Origin of the sequence: Azonexus sp., assembly GCF_036170495.1 — a bacterium.
Classification (GTDB): domain Bacteria; phylum Pseudomonadota; class Gammaproteobacteria; order Burkholderiales; family Rhodocyclaceae; genus Azonexus.
The window spans coordinates 1-1,695 of record NZ_JAVHPH010000439.1 but is presented as its reverse complement, the minus strand read 5'-3'; the positions used below and the strand labels follow the sequence as shown (position 1 = coordinate 1,695).

2 protein-coding genes are annotated in these 1,695 nt (G+C 61.5%); both read right to left on the bottom strand.

Annotated elements, in window-relative coordinates; translation table 11 throughout:
* The coding region (locus ADADOO_RS15860) for an NAD(P)H-dependent flavin oxidoreductase (protein WP_511278477.1) at positions 1-844 on the bottom strand (844 nt) is incomplete at its 3' end.
* A gap of 17 nt (positions 845-861) precedes the next feature.
* The coding region (locus ADADOO_RS15855) for an AMP-binding protein (protein WP_511278475.1) at positions 862-1,695 on the bottom strand (834 nt) is incomplete at its 5' end.

The window sequence follows — 1,695 nt, the reverse complement described above, 5'->3', positions numbered from 1 at the left end:
CATCGATAGTGCCGACGCCCTGCCCGGCGCCCCAGATGTCTTTCCAGGCCTTGGCACCGGCAGCGGCGCCGAAGTCCATTGATGTCTTGTCCTTTTCCGGCAGGTTGGCTGGATCGAGGCCGGCGGCGATGATGCTCTTGCTCAGGTAATTGCCATGCACACCGGTGAAATACGGCGTATAGACGACGTCCTTGGCGGCCGAATCGACGATGGCCTGCTTGTAGGCATCGACTGCATTGGCTTCCTGGGTGGCGATGAAGCGCGTGCCGATGTAGGCGAAATCGGCGCCCATGGCCTGCGCCGAGAGAATGGTGCTGCCGTTGGTAATCGAACCGGAGAGGGCGATAGGGCCATCGTAGAACTTGCGGATTTCACCGACCAGCGCGAAGGGGCTGAGCGTGCCGGCATGGCCACCAGCCCCGGCGCAGACCAGGATCAGGCCATCGACGCCCGCCTCCAAGGCCTTTTCCGCGTGGCGAACGCTGATCACGTCGTGGAAGACCTTGCCGCCGTAGGCATGCACCGGCGGCACGATCTGCGTCGGGGCCGAGAGACTGGTGATGATGAGCGGCACCTCGTGCTTGATGCACAGCGCCATGTCGTGTCCCAGCCGCTCGTTCGAAGGGTGGATGATCTGGTTGACGGCGAACGGCGCGGCCTTCGGGTCGGCCGCCAGTTCGGCCTTGATTCGCGTCAGCCAGTCGTCGAGCAACTCCTTGGGCCGGGCGTTGAGGGCCGGGAAGGAGCCGATCAGGCCGCTCTTGCACTGGGCGATGACCAGATCGGGGTTGGAGACGATGAACATCGGCGCGCAGATGACCGGCAGCGTCAGGTTCCTGTTCAATGATTCTGGAATCGGCATCAAGCCCCCTCTTTCAGTGCGCGACGCAGGATTTTGCCGACGTTGGTACGTGGCAGATCGTCGCGGAATTCGACGTGTTTTGGAATCTTGTAACCGGTGAGCAGGCCGCGGCAATGATCGATCAGCATGCGTTCGGTGACCGCCGGGTCCTTGCGGACGACGAAAATCTTGACCGCTTCGCCGGAATTCGGATCGGCCACGCCGATAGCCGCCACATCGCGCACGCCGGGATGCATGGCGACGACTTCCTCGACTTCGTTCGGGTAAACGTTGAAGCCGGAGACGAGGATCATGTCTTTCTTACGGTCAACCAGAAAAACGAAGCCTTTTTTATCGACGTAACCCATGTCACCGGTACGCAGGAAGCGATCCGGATAAAAGACGAAATCCGTCTCTTCCTGCCGCTGCCAGTAGCCTTTCATGACCTGCGGGCCGCGAATGCAGATTTCGCCGACCTGGCCCTGCGGCACCTCGTTACCGCTGTCATCGCGGATCGATACCTCGGTCGACGAAATCGGCAGGCCGATGGAACCGTTGAACTCGCCCATATCGAGCGGGTTGATCGTCGCCGCCGGCGAGGTTTCGGTCAGGCCGTAGGCTTGCAACAAAGGTGTGCCGACCACCTGTTTCCACTTTTCCGCCACCGGCCCCTGCACGGCCATACCGCCGCCGAGCGTAACGCGCATGGTCGAGAAATCGAGCTTGGCGAAATCGTCGTTATTGAGCAGCGCATTGAACAGCGTGTTGACGCCAGTCACCACCGTCACCGGGTACTTGGCCCACTCCTTGACGAAGCCCGGGATGTCGCGCGGATTGGCGATCAGCAGGTTGCG